This is a genomic window from Staphylococcus sp. HMSC069E10, assembly GCF_001809205.1.
Lineage (GTDB): Bacteria > Bacillota > Bacilli > Staphylococcales > Staphylococcaceae > Staphylococcus > Staphylococcus hominis.
On the sequence record NZ_KV796472.1, the window covers coordinates 1 to 22,066 of the forward strand.

Annotated in this window: 15 protein-coding genes and 1 pseudogene; 4 read left to right on the top strand and 12 right to left on the bottom strand. The window is 31.3% G+C overall.

All coding sequences use genetic code 11. From position 1 onward, the window contains the following. Positions 1-47 precede the first annotated feature (47 nt). The 7 genes from HMPREF2561_RS02085 to HMPREF2561_RS02115 all read right to left on the bottom strand — a co-directional run bounded on the left by HMPREF2561_RS02085 (position 48) and on the right by HMPREF2561_RS02115 (position 11,737). Positions 48-950 (bottom strand): fumarylacetoacetate hydrolase family protein, encoded by a 903-nt coding sequence (locus HMPREF2561_RS02085; RefSeq protein WP_049379475.1) that lies wholly within the window; start codon positions 948-950, stop codon positions 48-50. Between the two features lie 126 nt (positions 951-1,076). Next, positions 1,077-4,742 (bottom strand): helicase-exonuclease AddAB subunit AddA, encoded by a 3,666-nt coding sequence (gene addA / locus HMPREF2561_RS02090; RefSeq protein WP_017175837.1) that lies wholly within the window; start codon positions 4,740-4,742, stop codon positions 1,077-1,079. Continuing rightward, the gene (addB, locus tag HMPREF2561_RS02095; RefSeq protein WP_049415331.1) at positions 4,735-8,223 is read right to left on the bottom strand and encodes a helicase-exonuclease AddAB subunit AddB; all 3,489 of its coding nucleotides are present in this window, start codon (positions 8,221-8,223) and stop codon (positions 4,735-4,737) included. Before addB ends, addA begins: the two co-directional genes overlap by 8 nt. A 128-nt stretch (positions 8,224-8,351) precedes the next feature. Then, positions 8,352-8,918, bottom strand: coding sequence for a signal peptidase I (gene lepB / locus HMPREF2561_RS02100; protein ID WP_017175839.1), 567 nt, complete (start codon positions 8,916-8,918; stop codon positions 8,352-8,354). Between the two features lie 14 nt (positions 8,919-8,932). Beyond that, positions 8,933-9,457, bottom strand: a complete 525-nt coding sequence (lepB, locus tag HMPREF2561_RS02105; RefSeq protein WP_049382051.1) for a signal peptidase I — start codon at positions 9,455-9,457, stop codon at positions 8,933-8,935. Positions 9,458-9,461: 4 nt separating this feature from the next. After that, on the bottom strand, positions 9,462-10,037 hold the full coding sequence (locus tag HMPREF2561_RS02110; protein ID WP_025987168.1) for a TVP38/TMEM64 family protein: 576 nt from the start codon (positions 10,035-10,037) through the stop codon (positions 9,462-9,464). Positions 10,038-10,405: 368 nt separating this feature from the next. Next, positions 10,406-11,737, bottom strand: coding sequence for a glucose-6-phosphate isomerase (locus HMPREF2561_RS02115; protein WP_017175842.1), 1,332 nt, complete (start codon positions 11,735-11,737; stop codon positions 10,406-10,408). 324 nt (positions 11,738-12,061) lie between these two features. On the opposite strand from HMPREF2561_RS02115, the gene HMPREF2561_RS02120 reads away from it, so the two are divergent. The 3 genes and pseudogenes from HMPREF2561_RS02120 to HMPREF2561_RS02130 form a co-directional block, all read left to right on the top strand. Continuing rightward, complete coding sequence (locus HMPREF2561_RS02120) at positions 12,062-13,264, top strand: argininosuccinate synthase (protein WP_049419840.1); 1,203 nt, start codon at positions 12,062-12,064, stop codon at positions 13,262-13,264. Then, positions 13,257-14,636: an argininosuccinate lyase gene (gene argH, locus HMPREF2561_RS02125; protein ID WP_070468284.1), complete on the top strand. Its 1,380-nt coding sequence runs from the start codon at positions 13,257-13,259 to the stop codon at positions 14,634-14,636. The genes HMPREF2561_RS02120 and argH overlap by 8 nt, the downstream gene beginning before the upstream one ends. Before the next feature lie 681 nt (positions 14,637-15,317). Then, positions 15,318-16,121 (top strand): annotated as a pseudogene (locus HMPREF2561_RS02130) (glycerophosphodiester phosphodiesterase); the annotation flags it as partial. A gap of 89 nt (positions 16,122-16,210) precedes the next feature. Here HMPREF2561_RS02130 and HMPREF2561_RS02135 read toward each other — a convergent pair. The 5 genes from HMPREF2561_RS02135 to HMPREF2561_RS02155 all read right to left on the bottom strand — a co-directional run bounded on the left by HMPREF2561_RS02135 (position 16,211) and on the right by HMPREF2561_RS02155 (position 21,538). Next, a complete protein-coding gene (locus HMPREF2561_RS02135) occupies positions 16,211-17,455 on the bottom strand; it encodes a Glu/Leu/Phe/Val family dehydrogenase (protein ID WP_002448212.1) in 1,245 nt (414 codons plus the stop codon). Between the two features lie 108 nt (positions 17,456-17,563). Next, the gene (locus HMPREF2561_RS02140; protein WP_049419837.1) at positions 17,564-18,754 is read right to left on the bottom strand and encodes an ornithine--oxo-acid transaminase; all 1,191 of its coding nucleotides are present in this window, start codon (positions 18,752-18,754) and stop codon (positions 17,564-17,566) included. Positions 18,755-19,022: 268 nt separating this feature from the next. Next, complete coding sequence (locus HMPREF2561_RS02145) at positions 19,023-20,150, bottom strand: NADH-dependent flavin oxidoreductase (RefSeq protein ID WP_070468286.1); 1,128 nt, start codon at positions 20,148-20,150, stop codon at positions 19,023-19,025. Positions 20,151-20,324: 174 nt separating this feature from the next. After that, positions 20,325-20,708, bottom strand: coding sequence for a S1 domain-containing post-transcriptional regulator Ygs (ygs, locus tag HMPREF2561_RS02150; RefSeq protein WP_002455545.1), 384 nt, complete (start codon positions 20,706-20,708; stop codon positions 20,325-20,327). Between the two features lie 227 nt (positions 20,709-20,935). Then, positions 20,936-21,538, bottom strand: a complete 603-nt coding sequence (locus tag HMPREF2561_RS02155) for a peptidylprolyl isomerase (RefSeq protein ID WP_049419835.1) — start codon at positions 21,536-21,538, stop codon at positions 20,936-20,938. Between the two features lie 68 nt (positions 21,539-21,606). Here HMPREF2561_RS02155 and kapB point away from each other — a divergent pair, with 68 nt between their 5' ends. Continuing rightward, positions 21,607-21,987, top strand: coding sequence for a sporulation phosphorelay system protein KapB (gene kapB, locus HMPREF2561_RS02160; RefSeq protein WP_002448064.1), 381 nt, complete (start codon positions 21,607-21,609; stop codon positions 21,985-21,987). Positions 21,988-22,066 lie beyond the last annotated feature (79 nt).

Consider the following 22,066-nt stretch of genomic DNA (forward strand, 5'->3'; position numbering starts at 1 on the left):
TTTGTTAGGAATTATGTCCCAGCCTCTTTTAAACATAACTAGCATTATTATTTGGCAATATAAGTTGTCAAAGTACCAATGTTATCAATAGTTACTTTAACTTCATCACCTGGTTGTAAGAATTTTGGTGGTTGTAATCCAGCTCCTACACCCGCTGGAGTACCGGTTGCAATGATATCACCAGGATGTAAAGCAACATATTTAGAAATTTCTTGAATTAAGTCATCAATTTTATTAATCATTTGACTAGTGTTTCCATCTTGGCGAATTTCATTATTCACTTTAGTGACAATATTAACATTTTCTGGAGTAGGTAATTCATCTTTAGTAACAATATATGGTCCCATTGGGCAACCACCTGTTAAACTTTTAGATAAGAATGCTTGATCTTGTGTATTTTGAGCAGTGCGGTCTGTAATATCATTAATGATAGTATAGCCATAGACATAATCTAATGCTAAGCCTTTAGGAATCTTTTCGCCATATTTACCGATCACAATTCCTAATTCACCTTCGTAATCTAACTGATCTGTAATATCTTTATGATTTGGAATTGTTGCGTTATCACCAGTTAAAGAAGAAGCTGCTTTAGTGAACACATATAAACGTTGCACTTCATGATTTAACTCAGAGGCATGATCTTTATAGTTACGACCAAAAGCAATAACATTATTCGGTGGTGTTACAGGAGGTAAAAATTCAATATCATTAAATGAGAATTTATACTGATCTGCTTTTCCACTATTTTCAACAGCTACTATTGCTTTACGTACTTGTTCTTGGAAATCAAGTGTTTGGTTTTGTTGTAAACCTTCAAGTAGCGTTTGTGGATGGAAGTCTCCTTCACCAAATTCAGCAAAAATTTGTTTTAAATCCCATACAGCGTCTTCACGCTTTACTTTAACGCCATATGATTCAGCGTTATTGTATTTGAATGATAAAAATTTCATTCATTATCAACTCCTCATCTATATCTTATTTCATATTATAACTTTAATTATTAATAAATAACAAATATATATGTCTGAAATTTTAGAAATTTGACGCATCTTTTCTAAAATAAAATAAGATTGATATTATAAAGCATCTTCAATGCTCATCTCACCGAATTGGAAGAAATATAAATAGCCGTTCACTCTTTTATTTAGTATTGTTTCTAAGGTGTTTTTGTAATATTTCATTTGAATTTTATACTTATCACGTAATTGTATTCCAATCTCTTGATCCGTCAGCCCTCTTCTTCGATTAAAAGCATCTGTTTTGTAATCTACAAAATAATATTGATTATCTTTAATAAAAATCAAATCAATCATACCTTGGATAATGGAGACATCTTCATCTAAATCTGGTATTTCATCTACACGTGCTTGATTAACTACAAATGGTAGCTCTCTGTATACTTCATCAGCTTGTGCAATTTTCATATATAAGTCACTACGAATAAATTCCATAATTCTTTCAAATTGGATATCTTTTTTAGCGTCTTCTTCAATAATGTGTTGATCAATTAACATATGAATATAGTCATCTAACTCTATTTCAGTTAATCGTTGTTCTCTAAATGGAAGATGCTGCATAACGGTATGCATCAATGTACCAATTTCATTAGCTTTACGTTTTCTTTCTTGTCTTAAGAATTTAGGACGTTCATAAGTATAAGCACCAATGCGATATTGTCTTACTCTATCGTAACTTGTTCCATCTTCTTTAGTTTCTAATTGACGTTTTAATTCAGATACAGATTGTTTTGATGGCTTTTGAGTATTTTTTATAAATGGATACTTAAACGTTAATTGATGAATCATTTGTTGTTCGTTTTCTTTATTATTCGGAGCCTCTTCTTCAATATCATTGATAGTTCGATGTAATGTCTCATTTGAATCACTTATTAAAGATAATTCATCAAAATGAATGATTTTCAAATCTACATATGGTTTCAAACTGTCATCTAATTGATTGATAGATGTCTCAAATTGATAATCGGATGTGATAGATTGAGATAAGTGTTTCGCTAAAATACTATATACCAGATTAAAAGGTCGTTCTACTGATAATCTTTTATGAAGTGCAATGAGTTGATTTGAAATAGGCAAACGTTCATACTTTCTTAACTTTTCTTCTTTATCTACCGTTCCAATTAGAATGAGCTGTTCTTTTGCACGAGTTAATGCCACATACATTAAACGCATCTCTTCAGAAATCAATTCTTTTTCTGTTAACGATTTAACAACTACAGATGAAAGTGATGGATAAGAAATATTATCTGTTAAATCATAGTACTCCATTCCTAAACCATATTTTTGATTTAATACTAAAGGTTTCCGAATATCTTCTTTATTAAAATTCTTAGAAAGACCAGAATAAATAACATATGGAAACTCTAAACCTTTACTACTATGAATTGTCATCATTCGAACTACATTATCATTAGGTCCTATCACATTTTCTTCACCAAAATCTTTTTTACGCTCTATCAATTCATCGATAAATCTTATAAATTGATAAAGTCCTCTAAACGTAGAGTTTTCAAATTCTATTGCTTTATTAAACAATCCAAAAAGATTAGCACGTCTGCCTTTACCACCAATCAGTCCGCTAAAATATTGAATGACATAATGATCATTATAGAACTTATCAATTAACTGATACACAGGATGTGTTTGCCCATAATCTTGATATAAATGTATATCTTCAATAAAACGACGTAATTTATCAACTAATTGTGTGTTAGCTTGATCATATTTTATATAGTGTAAAATTGATTGATAAAAGTAATCATCATTTGAACTGACTACTCGAATTTCAGCAAGTTCATCTTCAGTAAATTGATAAATAACAGAGCGCATTAACCCAACTAGATAAATATCTTGCAATGGGTTATCAATCGTTCTAAGAAACGATAGTACTAGTCGTACTTCCGTTTGTTCAAAATAACCTTCCTTACTATTAACATGGAACGGAATATTATTATCTTTAAATACTTTTTGCAAACGTCTAGCATTACTCATTCCACGTTCTAAAATAACAATATCTTTATAAGTTGCTTTACGATAGGCATTGTTTTTCGCATCGTAAACGAGTTTATTATCAAGGATATGCTTTACTTGTTCAACTACATAATATGCTTCTTGTTCCTGTCTATCTAAGTCTGTGTCCTCATTTTCAGATTTAATCAGCGCATGTAATTCGAGTGGCATTGGTTTTTCTGGATAATAATGAGCGCCGAAATATAAACGCGCATCGACATCATAATTAATTTCTCCAACCGCTTCATCCATCATATGATCAAAAAGATAATTAGTCGTTGAAAGTACTTCCTTTCTTGAGCGGAAGTTATTAGATAAGTCAATTCGAAGTCCCGTTTGTTGCCCTTCTTTAGTGAATCGATGATATTTACTCATAAACAATGTAGGATCCGCTTGTCTAAACTTATAAATAGATTGCTTTACGTCTCCCACCATAAATAAGTTGCCATCTAATTCATCACCACGTTTGATAGTAGATATAATTGCCTCTTGTACCTGATTGGTATCTTGATATTCATCAATAAGTATTTCTTCAAATTGATGACGATAATCTTTAGCGATAGTAGAAGGCATCCCGTTTTCATCTGTTAATATTTGTAAGGCAAAATGTTCATAATCTGCAAAGTCTAGTACATTTCTACTACGTTTTTTCTTAGCAAAATCATTAATGATATCTTTAATGATTTGAACTAAATATTTTATCCGAGGCGCTAACTGTTTCATATCGTCTTTAAGTTCATCTACTGACCGCATTAAATATTTATTTTTTACATCTTGAATGGTTTCATTATATTCTTTATAGAAAGATTTAATATCTTCAAGTGTCTCTAAATCTTCATTTTCTTTTTTTATTTTTGATGACATTTGTGGAAATTTTTCAGGTGTATGATTAAGAAGTGCATCTCTATTCAAAACACCATCTTCTAATATGCTTTGACATATCATTTTCTCTCTTTGGACAACTTCTAAATGTTTTTCAACAGCATTACAATAGGATAAAAGATTTTCTGCTTCAAGAAGTGAGTCAAATGCTGCTTTCATATATATTTCTGCAAGTATTTTTAATTCTTTAAGGTAGTCTTGTTGCTTCTCATCATTCTCGTAAGGATCAACTAATGAATCTAACCATTTAAATGGTGAAGGATTAGCTATACTAAAATAATAAAATCGCTTTAACATTTCTCTAAATCCATCGTCATTTCTATCATTTGATAGTTGTTCGACTAAAGTCAAAAATTCAATATCAGGATTTTCATAATGATGTTCTAGTACTTCATCAATTGATTGCTCCAATAAAAGTACGTTTTCTACTTCACTAATCGTTCTAAAATTAGGGTCTAGTTGGATAACATCATAATGTTGTTGAATCACCTTTAAACAAAAACTATGCAGTGTAGAAATTTGAGCTTGATGTATTTTTATACGTTGACTTTTTAAGTGTTCATTCTTAGGATCCTCTAATGAAGCTTGTTGAATACGTTGTTCTACACGATGTTTCATCTCTCTAGCACTTAAGTTCGTAAATGTTACTACAAGTAATTTATCAACATCTACTTCATCTCTTAAGATTTTTTGAATAATACGTTCAACTAGAACAGCTGTTTTTCCTGAGCCAGCAGCTGCTGCAACTAGTATATCTTGTCCTTTTGCATATATACTGTTCCATTGTGCATCCGTCCATTGTGCGTCTTTAGGTTTTATCGGAATATTATTCATTGTCCTCACCGCTTTCTAATTCGACCTCTTGAATTGCTTGAATTGGATTAATCGATTCATCTACATGGCGATAATGTTTACTATCAATAAGGCTATCTACGTGACATACTGACTGGAAACTACAAAATTCACATGGTAATTTGTCTTCAAATTTAAGTGGAGCTACTTCTGTATGACCATCCATAATATTTGAAGCAGTCTCAATAAAATTATTTTTATTGTGTTGAATAAATTTATGAATCGTTGTTTCATCAGCAACTTGGCTTCCCCGTGCACTAATACCTCCATCTTTTTTTAATGTCACGGGTACAATATCTGATTTAGATATCTCGTTAAGTCTTATATCCATAGCATCGATAACTTCAGCATCACTATTGATTAATCCTTTTAATTTATATTCTTTTAGAATAGCTTGATTAATATTTTTCTTATTTAATGCCTCTTCAGTTAAATCGCCCCATTTTTCAAATTTCAAACGTTCATCATGAATGTGGAAATATAACAATCCACCTGGTTTAACCTCTGAACTTAAACCAAGTCGCTCTGAATTTTGTAATACGATATCCATATACGTCATCATTTGCATCTGTTTACCATAATAAACTTTTTTCAAATTTAAATTGGCGCTATGATTAGATGATTTATAATCAATAATATTTACAAAACTTGTATTATTTTTTGTATAAGTATCGATACGATCAATTTGTCCACGAATATGAATCGGAACCCCTTGTGTCGTCATTAAGGGATGTGCAATCAACTCTTCTTCAGTTCTTGGTTTCTTTCTAAAAGCAGTTTCAAAACGTTTTGGTCTAAATTTTGTATTCTCATTTTGATAACGAAGTGCCTTTAAAGTACTTTCAACAATGACACCTATACGTTTAGATACATAACGATAATATGCATTGGAATCCATTAAATTAAATTGCACTTGTGGTAAAACATGTTGTAGAGCTTCTTCTGTAAGTGCATGGATTTTCTGATTATCCAGTTGACTAAATTCTCCGTTTACTTTATCCGAAATATATTTTAAAGCATTATGAAAAATATTACCTAAATCAAAACTTTCAAGTTGATATTTGGTACGTTCATTTAAACGAAGACCGTAAGTAGTATAATGTTGGAACGGGCAATCATTATAACCTTCAAATCGTGAAACACTAGCATTAATAGACGTTCCATATAATGCTTCTGACAATTGTGGTGTGAGTTGAATGGTTTCATTATCATATGTTAATGCTGTTGATAAATAGTTTATACTGTCATTTAATTCTTCATTTTCACTTATAACTTTATAAGCATCAAGCCACGTATCTGCTACCGCTTCTTCTTCCAACCACGATTTCAATGCTTCAAATAAATGAATTTTAGTTTGATGTGGATGTTCCATTAATGTAAGAGGATATGCATGATGCAGATAATGAATATTTTGGATATCCAAATTACTGAACAATGCTTGAATCTGATTTAAAAATGGACTTTTTTCTTTTTCATCTCCTTGCATCCCCATAAGACTATATGAAAAAGTCATTTGTTCACATGCACGTGTCATAGCAATGTAGCATACAAATGCTTCATCCATTTGTAAGATATCAGAGGTTGGACTTAATTCAACACTTCCCTGTTCCTCTAACAAACGTTTTTCTTCATCAGTGATTAAACTTGAAGATGACATGGACTGTGGCATCACTCCATCATTCATCCCAACCATATAAACGTGTTTTTTATTATCAACTTTTGCTAAATCCATAGTCCCTATGCTCACTTGATCCAATGTTTGAGGAATCATTACAAATTCGAGTTGTTCAAGTCCAATGTCAAATACTTCTAAGAATCGATTTAAACTCATTTCTTCTTCTTCAAATACTGTGACTAAATCATCTAGTATTTGTATTAATCCATTCCATAATTGGTCAATTTCTTCTGCTTTCTCATGGTCCCCTTTTAAATCTAGTTCATCACGGTGAGCCATTAAATATTTAGGTAAATCAAAAGCTTCCATTGTTTCATAAAATGCAGTTGCATAATCTCTAACATTTTTAGAGTGAAGCATGGCTTGCTCAAAACGAAGTATTTTATTTACAACATCATCCTTTAAGCGTATGACGTCTTCAAATGCTTCTTTTTCTTCTTCAGTTAATTGATGCTCTTTACGTCCCATTTTTGTAAAATTACCGATATTAAACAATTTATCATCTAACCATTTTTTACCGTAAATACCTCGTTCAATGACAAAGTTTTCTAATAGATCAATTAAGTAACTACTATTTTTAAATTGATGAGATAAAATATTGGTTTTAAATAGTCTCATCATTGGACTAAGCCCCATATTACTTTGGATAACTTCTAATAAAGAACGTATCATTTCCATTATAGGATGATGTGTCATCGATTTTTTAGTATCAATATTATAAGGAATATCGTATTGTGGCAAAATAGATTCAAATAGATAAGCATATGTTTCATCTCTATATAAAATTGCAATATCTTGATATCTAAAGTGTTTATCACGTGTATCTTTAATAATACGTCGTGCTATTTCATTAACTTCTTCTCTCATATTCGATGACTCAAGTAAATCAATATAACCATGTGATTGAGTTGGATTAACTTGAAGTGCGTCAAATTGTTGTTCTAATTGTAATAAATCTTTATTTTTGAAACGATATGGTGTTGTAAAATAATGTTCATTTAAAGGTATATGTAATTCATTTGCAATTTCTTTTAAGTGAATAAGTACGTCAGAAGGTTTTCTAAACATACTAAAGTGATCTTCATTACCATCTGTAGTTAATAATATAGTAACTTGTTTAGCATTTTGTACTAATGCTTTAATAATTTGATATTCAAGTGTTGAAAAGTTATAAAATCCATCTATATAAATATCAGCATGCTTAATCCACTCAGATTTGTGCATTATTTCAATAAAATAATTAAGACTGTCTTCAGCGGTAATAAATTCTCCATTTAATCGTTCTTCAAAATAATGATAAATAAGCGAAATATCTTCTAGTTTATGTCGGGTTCTTGTTTGTAATTCATTATCTTCTAAAAATGAATCAAGTTGATGAGGTGTTACAGAATATTTCTTAAAATCTTGGATTTGTTCACTTAATTTTTCACTAAAACCATAATAATCTGCTTGAGATTGATATAATTTCATTTCTGATTTGTGTTGTTGAACGATATTGAATATCATCATTTCAATAGCTGCTTTAGTTAAACGTGTTTCAGTTAATCCTCCGAGTTCTTGAAAGATTCTATAGCTCAAACGTTCAAAATGTAAAACTTCCGTTCTTAAACTCCCGTTTAACTCTCGATCATTTACGAAAGATTGCTCCAATTGAAACGTACTTTGGGTAGGTGCAATCAAAATGATAGGATCTCCAAGAGGATTTTCTTTCATTTGTTGTTTAATATTTTTAATCATATGATACGATTTACCGGTACCAGCTCTTCCAAGATATGTATTTAATTCCATTATCTACACACTCCTTTAAACTCATTTTACCACGGAACATACGTTCTTAAAAAGTAAAGTAGATAAAATAAAAGTAGAATGTGAATTCACCTGAATTGACATTCTACTTTCATTTTTAAATTGATATCCTACTTATCTGGATTAAAATTAAATTTAAAATCATTTAGTGGCCAAAATCTAAATGATACTTTACCGACGATTTGTTGTTTATCTATTAATCCAAACGCTCTACTATCTTTACTAACTTCACGATTATCTCCTAGCACTAAGTATTTATTTTTAGGAATAACGTTAGACTTAGGATGAGCATTAAGAAGATCCTTAGTTTCAAAAGATCCTGTAATGTACTCTCCTTGTTTATGTTTTTCATTATAGTCTAAGTAAGGCTCATTTACTTTTTTTCCATTAACATATAGCTGATCTTTTTTATATGTCACACTATCTCCTGGTACGCCTATCACTCTTTTAACATAGTCATCAGATTTATTAGCATGGAAAACAATAACATTTCCTTTTTTTATGTTTCCTACCTTATAACCTAAAATGTTAACCATTACATGTTGTCCATCTTTTAATGTTGGATCCATAGAGTCGCCTTTTATTGTATAGGATTTGGCAACAAAAGTGACTACAAGCCATACAAGCAATAAGCCTACAGCTATCGCAACAATCCATTCTGTTATTTCTTTTTTCAAATATAACACCTCATCTATTTATTAAACTCATAGTTGAATGATCTAAAAGGATAATACCTTAGATATACATTTCCTATAACATCACTTTTTTTAATTAATCCATATTTTCTCGAATCAGTTAATGTATTACTATTATCATTCAACACTAAAAATGAGTCAGGTGGAATAATATCCCCATCAGTATTTTCTAAATCTCGTAATGCGAAATCATTAATATCTCTATTTTTAGCATAATATTTATTCACTTGTCTATCATCTTTATATAATTTACCATGCCTTATTTCTACCGATTCGCCTGCTTTCCCAATAATACGGCTAAAATGAATTTGATCATGATGACGATACATAATAATATCGCCTTCATTTAATAAATTAAATGTCACTTTCAATTTATTAATCATTATATAATCATTTTTATTTAGAGTGGGGGCCATCTCATTAGTATGAACAATTGCACTTCTTAGTAAAAAATTTTGGATAAATATCACAAAAATAATTGCTAAAATAATGGAGATACTCGTACTTATAATTCGACGCAAAATGTCACTCCTCATGTGTTCCCATAAAATGTTTTTCAACTCTTTTTCCAATAAACCATATGACTATAGTAACAATAATTAAAATAATTGCTCTTATAGGATGGGTTAAAAATGTAGTCACTTCTCTACCCATCACTGCTAAAAATGAGATGGAAATAAACTTTGAAAATAATAAAATAATAAAATAATTCTTCATTTTAATATGAGAAAAACTAGCTACAAAGTTTACTACTGTATTAGGTGTAAATGGAAAACACATTAATATAAAAATAGGAACAAGTCCTTGTTTATCTATAAAATGTGTAAGTTTTTTCACACCTTTTTTTGCTTTAACTCTTTGCATAAAAGATGCATCAACGAATTTCCTAAAAAAATAAAATACAGTAAATGTCCCAGCGACGATCCCTAACCAACTAATAATGGTTCCTGTAATAAAACCATAAGCATGAACATTTAAGATGACATATAGAGTTAAAGGAAAAACAGGAATCATAGCTCTTAAATAGAGAATAATAAAACCTGCAAAGTATCCTAATTGTTGTAACACATTAAACCAATGTTCAATTTGATGAAACACTATATCATCAAATCCTTTCTTGAAATTTCATCATTCTCTATTGAGTATAAAATTATTTTACACTCTTTTCTTAAAAAAACTATTAATTCAATAAGAAATCAGTCACAAGTACTAGATAACAGATTTAACATTAGTCATATTAATCATTTAAAAGAGAGTGAGACTGAATTCAAAACGAATTCAGTTTCCTTCTCTTGACCCCATATTACGTTAAACAAAAACTTCTTTTTATGAAAGTCTAGTATGTTGAAAAAGATTGATATAAGTATATATTCAATTGAGTCATTGACTGCCAATATATAAAAAACGCCTAAGACAGCTCATCATGTCCTAGGCTTTAAACTATCATTTTATTTAAATTTATGTTGATATTATAAACGTTCTTCTAATTCTTTTTTCTTATCTTCATAACCTGGTTTACCAAGTAAAGCAAACATATTTTGTTTATAAGCTTCTACACCAGGTTGGTTAAATGGATTAACACCTAATTGATAGCCACTCATCGCACATGCTAATTCAAAGAAGTAAACAACATAACCGAATGTTTCTTCATCTAAACGTGGGATATTCACAACGATATTAGGAACGCCACCATCAGTATGAGCTAATAACGTACCTTCAAATGCTTTTGTATTAACTTCATCGATTGTTTTTCCAGCTAAATAATTTAAGCCATCTAAATCGTCATCATCTTTTTCAATTGTAATATCATGTTTAGGTTGATTTACTTTTACAACAGTTTCAAATAAGAAACGGCGTCCTTCTTGAACGTACTGACCTAATGAATGTAAATCAGTAGTATAGTTTGCGCTTGAAGGATAAATACCTTTAAAGTCTTTACCTTCAGATTCACCGTATAACTGTTTCCACCATTCATTAAAGTACTGCATAGATGGTTCGTAGTTAATTAACATTTCAGTTGTATAACCTTTACTATAAAGAACATTTCGAATTGTTGCATATTGATATGCAATATTCTCTTCTAAATTTTCAGATGATAGTTCTTTACGAGCTTTATTTGCCCCATTCATAATTGCTTCAATATCAATACCTGCAGTTGCAATTGGTAATAATCCTACTGCAGTTAATACTGAATAACGACCACCTACATCATCAGGTACAACAAATGTTTCATAACTTTCATTATCTGCTAATTGTTTCAATGCACCTTTTGCTTTATCAGTTGTAGCAAAAATACGTTTTTTTGCTTCGTCTTTACCATATTTTTCTTCAACTAATTGTTTAAACAATCTAAATGCTACAGCAGGCTCAGTCGTTGTTCCTGATTTAGAAATAACATTTACTGAAAAGTCTTTATCAGACAAGTAATTCACTAATTCTTGTGTATAACTTGAAGATAAGTGATTTCCTACAAATACAATCTCAGGATATTCTGTACTGTTACGGAAAGATGAAGTAAGCATTTCAATTGCAGCACGTGCACCTAAATATGAACCGCCAATTCCGATAACTACCAATACATCTGAATTCGATTGAATATGTTTTGCTGCTTTTTGAATTCTAGAAAACTCTTCTTTATCATAATCTTCAGGTAAATTTACCCAACCTAAAAAGTCGCTTCCAGCACCTGTACCTTCATGAATCGTTTTATGAATTGTTTTTACAATATCTTTTTGTTGATCAAGTTCATGTTGACCAAAAAATTCTAACGTTTTTCCATAATCTAATTGAATATGAGTCATTTATAAATCCTCCAATGTTTATGAATTAGTTTCATTTTACTAACTTTAAGTTATCTATTCAATGAACAAGTTCAATTATTCAAAAAATAGTCTGTTTTTTTTAGAATCATTGAATTACCTTACCTTGTAATGAATACACAATCGAAACAGCAATAAACTCCTTAGTTGTAGTAATATTCAATAAATATAGAAATAACAATAGATGATTAATGATATTCTAATTATCTTTATTTTGTATAAATATGTAAAAAAATGGTTTTATTTTCATAATAAATCTGTTAGTATAGAATTATATCAATTTTCAGAAAACTTTGAGGTGACAATATGAAAGATAAAATTGTTTTAGCTTATTCAGGTGGATTAGATACTAGTGTAGCTGTTAAATGGCTTATAGATAAAGGGTATGACGTAGTGGCAGTATGTTTAGATGTTGGCGAAGGTAAAGATTTAGATGTTGTTTATTCTAAAGCATTAGACATGGGCGCCGTCGAATGTCATATTATTGATGCAACTAAGGAATTTAGTGAAGATTATGTAAGTTATGCAATAAAAGGAAATTTAATGTATGAAAATAGTTATCCTTTAGTATCTGCGCTTTCAAGACCCTTAATAGCGAAGAAATTAGTAGAAATTGCTGAACAAACAAAGTCAATCGGTATTGCACATGGTTGTACTGGTAAAGGTAATGATCAAGTACGTTTTGAAGTAGCAATTAAAGCACTTAACCCTAATTTGAAAACATTTGCTCCTGTTAGAGAGTGGGGCTGGAGTCGTGAAGAAGAAATCGACTATGCAATCAAACATGGTATTCCTGTAAGTATTAATCATGATTCACCTTATTCAATCGATCAAAATTTATGGGGTCGTGCAAATGAATGTGGTATTTTAGAAGATCCCTATGCTGCTCCACCGAAAGATGCATATGATTTAACTGCTGAATTAGAGGATACACCAGATACACCAGATGAAATTATCTTATCATTTAAAAATGGTGTTCCTGTTCAACTTAACCATAAAGACTATGATTTAGATCAGCTAATTCTAACATTAAATGATTTAGCTGGTAAACATGGTATCGGACGTATCGATCACGTAGAGAATCGTTTAGTTGGTATAAAATCACGTGAAGTATATGAAACGCCAGGTGCTGAAGTGATATTAAAAGCTCATAAATCTTTAGAAACATTAACATTAACTAAAGATGTAGCGCATTTTAAACCGGTCATTGAAAAACAATTTGCTGAACAAACATATAATGGTTTATGGTTCTCACCTTTAACAGACAGTCTAAAGCAATTCATTGATAGCACTCAACAATATGTTGAAGGAGATGTCAGAGTTAAATTATTTAAAGGTAATGCTATTGTTAATGGTAGAAAATCGCCTTATACACTTTATGATGAAAAGTTAGCAACTTATACTAAAGAAGATGCTTTTGATCAATCAGCTGCAGTCGGCTTTATCGATATTTATGGACTACCAACACAAGTAAATGCTTATTTACATGGAGGTTATAGTAATGAGTAATAAAGCATGGGGAGGTCGTTTTCAACAACAACCTGAAGAGTGGGTAGATGCGTTTAATGCTTCTATTGACTTTGACCAAACGCTTTTAGATGAGGATATTCAAGGTAGTATTGCACATGCAACAATGCTTGCACACCAAAACATTATTTCTGAAGAAGAAAAAAATGCCATTGTAAAAGGTTTGAAAGATATACAAGCAGATTTTCATAACCATAATATTGAATTTAAACATGCTTTAGAAGATATACATTTAAATATCGAACATGAACTGATACAACGCATTGGAGATCCAGGTGGCAAATTACACACAGGTCGTAGTAGAAATGATCAAGTAGCAACAGACTTACATCTCTATGTAAAAAAACAAGTCATTGAGATTCAAGCACTCATTCGTTCATTCCAAGAGTCTATTTTAACTTTAGCAAAATCTCATGTAGACACGATCATGCCAGGTTATACGCATTTACAACGTGCTCAACCTATTTCTTTCGCACATCACATCATGACATATTTTTGGATGTTAGAAAGAGACTATACACGTTTTGCAGATAGTTTAAAACGTATTGATATATCTCCACTTGGCGCTGCAGCATTGAGTGGCACTACACATCCTATCGATAGACATAAAACTCAAGAACTACTTGGTTTTGAATATATTTATGAAAATAGTCTTGATGCAGTGAGTGATCGTGATTACATTATTGAAACATTGCATAATATATCATTAACAATGACTCACCTATCACGTTTTGCGGAAGAAATTATTTTTTGGTCTACGGATGAAGCGAAATTTATTACACTATCCGATGCATTTTCTACTGGTTCATCTATTATGCCTCAAAAGAAAAATCCAGATATGGCTGAACTCATTCGTGGTAAAGTGGGACGCACGACAGGACATTTAATGAGTATGCTTGTCACACTGAAAGGATTGCCTCTTGCATATAATAAAGACTTACAAGAGGATAAAGAAGGTTTATTTGATTCAGTTCGTACGATTAAAGGTTCATTACGTATTTTTGAAGGCATGCTTAATACGTTAACAGTTAATACAAATCGTTTAAATGAAACAGTGCATCAAGATTTCTCTAATGCAACAGAACTTGCAGATTATTTAGTAGATAAGAATGTACCGTTTAGAACAGCACATGAAATTGTAGGAAAAATTGTCTTTGAATGTATTCAACAAGGCATCTATTTATTAGATGTACCATTTGAACATTATCAAGAATTAAATGATAAAATCGAAGAAGATGTATATGATTACTTAAAATCAGAAAATTGTTTAAATAGAAGAAAAAGTTATGGTTCTACAGGCCAAGATGCTGTGCGTCATCAATTAAACGTTGCAGAAAATATTTTAAAACAATAATGAATACTATTATTAAATGACTATGAATCGAATAAATAAAGATTCTAATAAAGCATCTACTTGAGGATTAACTCTAAATCGCTTAATCGTTTTATAAGAAAGTTTTTGATTTTGTGAAGATCACATCACTTGTAAGAATAAGTACTGAAGTTTCCTTTCGTAGAGTAAGTTAAGTCATGTTAGAATCTTTATACATAAGGCACTTCGTTAATTTAGTTTAGTGATGTTTATTAAATTATACGAAAGTGCCTTATTTTTTTAAGTATTTCAATGTAAAATTACATATAAATATAAAGTAAATTGGCAAGACTCATTTTTTAGTTAAATTTAATTTAATTATTTTAACTTTCTCTATATTTATTGTTAATAAATTAATAGTTTTGCTAAAATTTTGAAAAAATTATTCTAAAAATTTCTTCTCTTTGCTAAAGTTTTAATGTATTTTTAAATTGAACTGAGAGGATGAATTTTTTGAAGGTTTCTAAAAAAGCAATGATATCTAGTTTAGCAATAGCCACTATCGGTTTAGTAACATTACATAATCCAGTAGAAGCAAATAATAATCATAACAACTATAGCACTACTTCTAATTCCGCTGCAGAACATCAACAGTTTAATCAATCACAAAATAAATATACGTCAGTAGCGATTAGTAAACATCGTAATCAAGATCATTCGAATTGGATGACCAACTTAACTGGCGAACGTTTTACGACTATCGCTCATAGAGGTGCAAGTGGCTATGCGCCGGAACATACGTTTCATGCATATGATAAAAGTCATAATGAGTTAGGGGCGTCGTATATTGAATTAGACTTACAACGTACGAAAGATGGACAACTTGTAGCAATGCATGACGAAACCGTTGATCGTACAACAAACGGTACAGGTCGTGTCGAAGACTATACACTCGCACAACTTAAACAACTAGATGCTGGGTCATGGTTTAACAATGCTCACCCTGAATATGCGAAACCAGAATATAAAAATGCTAAAGTCCCTACTCTAGATGAAATTTTATCTCGATACGGTACAAAGGCTAATTATTATATTGAAACTAAAAATCCTAATGTATATCCAGGTATGGAAGAACAACTACTTGAAACATTAAAAAAACATCACATGTTAACTGGTAACTCTTTAAATCATGGACATATATTAATTCAGTCTTTCTCAGAAGAAAGTTTACAAAAAATGCATCAATTAGATTCACGAGTACCATTGATTCGATTACTTGATAAAAATGAATTGCAACAACAAAGTGAAGCAGATTTACAACATATTCTCTCATATGCCATAGGTGTCGGCCCAGATTATACTAGTTTAAACGCTGAAAACACTAAGCATTTAAAAGATTTAGGTTTCCTAATTCATCCTTATACAGTAGATAAAACTACAGATATGCAACGTTTAAATCAATATGGTATTGACGGTCTATTTACAAATTTTGCTGATAAATATAAAGCTACTATCCCAAACGAGTAATTTTATTAATTAAATCACTCTATAAAAAAACCTCCCAATGACGAGTATATATTTCTCATCATTGGGAGTTTCATTTTTAATAGTTATATTTACGCCCATCCACGATAGCGTGCTGCTTCAGCGGTACGTTTAATTCCTACAATATAAGCTGCCAATCTCATATCAATTTTTCTATTCTGAGCTAATTCATAAATAGTGTCAAAAGCCTCGATTAATTTTTCCCGTAATTTTTCATTGACTTCATCTTCTGACCAGTAATAACCTTGGTTGTTTTGTACCCATTCAAAATAAGATACTGTCACGCCACCTGCACTTGCTAATACATCGGGTACAAGTAAAATATCACGTTCAGTTAAAATACGTGTAGCTTCTGGAGTGGTTGGTCCATTTGCCGCTTCTACAACAATGTCAGCTTTAATATCGTGTGCATTATCTTCTGTGATTTGATTTGAAATTGCAGCCGGTACTAAAATATCACAATCAAGTTCGAATAATTCTTTATTTGAAATTGTATCTTCAAATAAGTTAGTTACAGTACCAAAGCTATCACGACGATCTAGTAAGTAATCGATATCTAAGCCATTAGGATCATGTAATGCACCATACGCGTCTGAAATACCAACTACTTTAGCACCCATATCATTTAAAAATTTAGCTAAGAAACTTCCAGCGTTCCCAAAGCCTTGAATCACAATACGTGACCCTTTAATTTCTTTTCCTCTACGCTTAGCAGCTTGTTCAATAGCAATCACTACGCCAAGAGCAGTAGAACGATCACGTCCTTGTGAGCCACCTAAGACAATTGGCTTACCAGTAATAAAACCTGGAGAATTAAACTTATCTAAAGCACTATATTCATCCATCATCCAAGCCATAATTTGAGAATTTGTAAACACATCTGGAGCAGGAATATCTTTAGTTGGTCCTACAAATTGAGAAATTGCACGTACATATCCTCGTGATAAACGTTCTACTTCATGAATACTCATTTGACGTGGATCACATACAATACCACCTTTACCTCCACCATAAGGTAAGTTGACAATGCCACATTTTAAAGTCATCCACATCGATAAAGCTTTGACTTCTTCTTCATCTACATCAGGATGGAAACGAACGCCACCTTTAGTAGGACCTACAGCGTCATTATGTTGTGCACGATACCCAGTAAATGTTTTAACTGTACCATCGTCCATACGTACTGGAATACGTACTTGCAAGAATCTTAATGGTTCTTTAATTAAATCATACATACCATCATCAAATCCCAATTTATGCAATGCTTCTTTAATGATGCTTTGTGTAGAAGTCACTAAATTATTATTCTCAGTCATAATCACTTTCGCCTCTTTTTTTTCACAAATGTTTTCGCTTTCATAAGTATTGTAACACGCCTATACTTTTTAAAGAAATTAAATCATGCCATATTACGTCATATCTATTTACTTAAATACACTTCTAATTCGATTTAATGCTTCATCTAATTCTTCTTTAGTAATAACCAAAGGTGGTGCAAAACGAATTACTGTATCATGGGTTTCTTTACATAATAAACCTTTTTCTTTCAATGCTTCACAAAATGGTCTTGCACTGTCGTGTAATTCCACACCAATGAATAACCCGCGTCCACGAACTTCTTTAATTGCAGGGTGATTAATCTTTTGTAATTCTGATTTAAAATATTCACCTAGTTCATTTGAATGTTCTGGTAAATTTTCATCGATAATGACATCTAAAGCCGCAATTGACACTGCACAAGCAAGCGGATTGCCACCAAAAGTAGAACCATGAGAACCAGGTGTAAATACATCAAGCACCTCGTTATCTGCTAATACAACTGAAATTGGTAAGACGCCTCCACCAAGCGCTTTACCCAAAATATATACATCCGGTTTAACATTATCCCAATCACATGCAAATAATTTTCCAGATCGTCCTAATCCAGCTTGAATTTCATCGGCGATAAACAAAATATTATGTTCATTACATAAATCTCTAATGGTTTTCAAATAACCTTCTGGAGGAATATTAATGCCTGCTTCGCCTTGAATAGGTTCAACTAAAACAGCTGCTGTGTTTTTATTAATTGCTTCTTTTAATTGTGTTTCATTGCCAAAGTCAACTTTACGAAAACCATCTAATAAAGGACCATATCCACGTTGATATTCAGATTCAGATGATAAAGACACAGGGGCCATTGTACGACCATGGAAGTTCCCATTAAATGCAATAATCTCAGCTTGATTTGGTTCAATACCTTTAACGTCATAGGCCCAACGACGTGCAGCTTTTAAGGCTGTTTCAACTGCTTCAGCACCTGTATTCATTGGTAGTGCTTTATCTTTACCAGCTAATTTACAAATTTTTTCGTACCATTCCCCTAAGTTATCACTATGAAAAGCACGAGAGACAAGTGTCACTTTATCTGCTTGATGTTTTAATGCTTGAATAATTTTTGGATGACGATGACCTTGGTTAACTGCTGAATATGCTGATAACATATCTATATATTTATTACCTTCTGGATCAGTAACCCAAATCCCCTCTGCTTTTGAAACAACAATTGGTAGCGGCACATAGTTATGAGCACCGTAATGGTTTGTTAGTTCAATAATTTTTTCAGATTTAGTCATAATATCTCCCCTTTGCTTATTGTTATATTAAAACTAATCACTATATTTACTGGCTTTCGCAATTCTATTTTAAAACATTAAAGTCTCTCTAAATCCATTTATGAAAGCCCTTACAAATATAATGACATATCCTCTTATCATTTTACAAGTAAATTATTTCTATTAGCTAAAATTTTAATATAAACCTTTTTTTCTTAATAAAAAAAGGTAGTGGACAAAATTCATTATGAGTTCTGTCTCACTACCATACTATTTCATATTTTATTAATTATTTATCTTTACGAGGTAACGGATAAAATCCTTTATTAAATTGTTCCCATAAATTTGGTGGTAACGCATGTTTATCTTCACGATTTGGATCAAAGTATGAGATAATTTCCTCTTCTTTACCCTCTTCAATTTTATGGATAAAGTTATAATCTAGAAGAATTCCACGACCTAATGCTACGAGTTCAATGCCTGTCGATTCTACTGCATCTAAAGCATCATCAGCAGTAAATACAGAACCTATACCAATGACTGGCATACGTCCATCTACCCATTGATGGATAAGTTTTAGACGTTCTTCTCCTTCATATTTACCCTCACGTGTTTGTGAATGAATATCCATAATTGAAATATGAACATAATCCATCGCTTTTTTTGTAATTGTTTTAATTAATTTTTCTGTGTGTTCCATCGAAATACCAGGTGATTCTGCTTCTTCTGGTGATAATCTATAACCTACAATAAAATCTTTATTTGCATAAGTTTCTTTAACTTTTAATACTTCATCAATCACTGCAAGTGGGAATTTTAAATGGTCTCCCCATTCATCTTCACGACGATTATAGTATGGAGAGAAGAATTGATGAATTAAGTAATGGTTCGCTCCATGTATTTCTACGCCGTCAAATCCAGCTTCAATGGCGCGACGTGTAGCTTCACCGAAATCTTTAATTGTTTGTTCGATTTCTTCAGTAGTGATTTCTCTTGCATGATGTTCCTGTTGTTGACCAAAACTTTTCATTGAAACGGGACTTGGTGCCACAACATCTCCATTAGGAGTCAATTCAGGTAAAGCTTGTGCACCACCATGATGAATTTGGACTAATGCTTTTGCGTCATTTTTCTTCATTGCTGTCGCTAAGCGTTTTAAACCTTCGATATCTGAATCGTGTGCGACAGATGGTTGGCCTGGGAAGGCTTTACCAATATCATTTACATTACTCGCAGCATTAATTGCAAGACCTACATCTTTGGCACGTTTCTCAATGTAAGAAATTTCAACATCTGAAATGGTACCATCATCATTTGATGATGTATGTGTTAAAGGGGCAAGTACAAAGCGATTTCTTAATGATACACCGTTGGGTAATGTAACAGTTTCAAATAATTTTTTATATTTATTATTCATAAGTAATTCCTTTCTAAATCTTTTAGTTTTATTATTTTCAAACTATAACATGAACATTTTTATGTCTCTACTTTTATGCTTATATGCATTAACCATCTTTTTAAATTTAGCAATATATTGACATAATAAAAAACGTTACTTAAAAAAGTAACGTTTTAGCGTGTTGACAGTCATTCAATTATTATTACGAATTGCACGTTTAGACTGCTTAATCCAGACCGGTAGGCGTTCTTCAAGCGTTTGAAACCCATACTTTTCTGTCTCTTTAATTTCATCTAATACAGACTGTTTTTCTTTTTTTCGTTCATAATTCTTAAAGTAATCATTATCTTTAAGTGACAAATTAAGCTTTCCTTCATCGTCTATAGAAAGGATTTTAGCTTTTACAATTTGACCTTCTGATAGAAATTTTTTTAGATTATGGACATAATCATCCATAATCTCTGAAATATGGATAAGTCCTTCAGTATGGTCAGGGGTCTCAACAAAAGCGCCATACGGTTGAATTCCAGTCACACGCACTTTAATATGCTGACCTTCTTTATAGTGAGTATTCAACTTGATAACCCCTTATTTCGTTTTTCTTAACATATTAATAATAGCATAAATCCCATACTTGGACTAACGATAAACTAATAAAAAATTAATTTCTTTAGAAATTTATATTTCTTCTTCATAAATTTACATTAAAAAGTTCGTTTTTAATATAAAAAGATGAGCGTAAATGTCTTATTTAAAACAGTTTACGCTCACCTTTTTTTATTTAATGATATTTCTTTGATGAATTAAGCTTTTTTATCTTCTACATCAATAGATTCAATAACCACATCATGTACAGGCTTATCTTGTGCCCCTACTTTAGTATTTGCAATATCTTCTAATGTAGTTTCACCGTCAATTAATTGACCAAACACAGTATGTTTTTGATCTAACCAAGGTGTTCCACCTTTTTCTGCATAAGCTTTAGCAATTGGTTCAGGCCAACCGCCATCAACAAGCTGATTAAGCATTGTATCTGGTACTTCTTTCATTTGAACAACAAAGAATTGTGAACCATTTGTATTTGGACCAGCATTTGCCATTGAAAGAGCACCATATAAATTAAATGCTTCTAATGAAAACTCATCCTCAAATGAACCTCCATAAATACTTTCTCCCCCCATACCAGTAGCAGTAGGGTCTCCACCTTGAATCATAAAATCATTAATGACACGATGGAATGTAATGCCGTCATAATATCCATTTTTTGCATGTGTCACAAAATTTTCAACTGTTTTTGGAGCAATCTCAGGAAACAGCTTAAATGTCATATCTCCTTTATTTGTATGTATAATTACTTTAATTTCATTATCTTGTATTTCTTTATTTAACTGTGGATAGTTAGTCATTTAAATTCTCCATTCATGTTATGATGATATAGATACATATTAACATATTTGAAAGGAAGTAATATAGCATGTTATATCGATTCTCTCACAAAACAGGTACTTATGGTGTAACGATTAAAGAAGATAGCGATCATCAAGTTTTAGTACAAATTGAACAAGTCATTAAACATCCTAAACAAGGAGATTTACATCATCCTGGTGAAACTGAAGGTGTTTTTTTTCATGAAAGACGTGCTTTAAGCCATTATGAAAAACGTTATGCAACACGTTCACAATTGAGAGATTTTAATGTAGAAGAGATGAAATATGAAGATTCTTTACAACAAGCGATTACTAAAATGGAAAACGAATTAAAACAACAACACACAGAATACGCAAAATTGGCATTAGACAATTTAAACAGTCTAAAAAAAGACTATTCTATCCAATATAAACAAAATTTTTTCTAGTCCATTTTACGTCTTTCTTCCTATTTAACAAGATAAGTAAAATTGCTGACTTTACATCTTTTCACAGTTTTTCAGAATA